The organism is Chryseobacterium sp. SIMBA_029 (assembly GCF_046535275.1).
Taxonomy (GTDB): Bacteria; Bacteroidota; Bacteroidia; order Flavobacteriales; family Weeksellaceae; genus Chryseobacterium.
Genome location: NZ_JAWRXA010000111.1, coordinates 1 through 348 on the forward strand (window position 1 = coordinate 1; position 348 = coordinate 348).

Below are 348 nucleotides of genomic sequence, written 5' to 3' on the forward strand. Positions count from 1 at the left end.
TTTGGTTGTGCTTGGAGGAGAGAAAATAAGCCCGGAGGATGTGAAAACATTCCATCTTCGCTATTCAAAGGCGATGGTCATGAATCACTACGGCCCGACAGAAGCCACCATAGGGTCTGTCTACCATATCATCGATTTTGAGAAAATGAGTGCTTTTGAGGAATGCCCGGTAATCGGCAGGCCAATTTCGAATATGAAGGCATACGTGATGGATTCACAGATGAAGCCAGTACCGGATGGGGTGTACGGAGAGCTGTGCTTATCTGGTGCAGGCGTCGCAAGGGGCTATTTAAACCGTCCTGAGCTGACTGAAAACGCATTTGTTCGGAATCCGTTGGATCCGAAGGA

At 48.6% G+C, this 348-nt stretch carries 1 protein-coding gene; it reads left to right on the plus strand.

The annotated features are described in order from the left end of the window. Nucleotides 1-348: AMP-binding protein (locus SB679_RS23430; protein WP_410704677.1), on the plus strand; the 348-nt coding region annotated here is incomplete at both ends.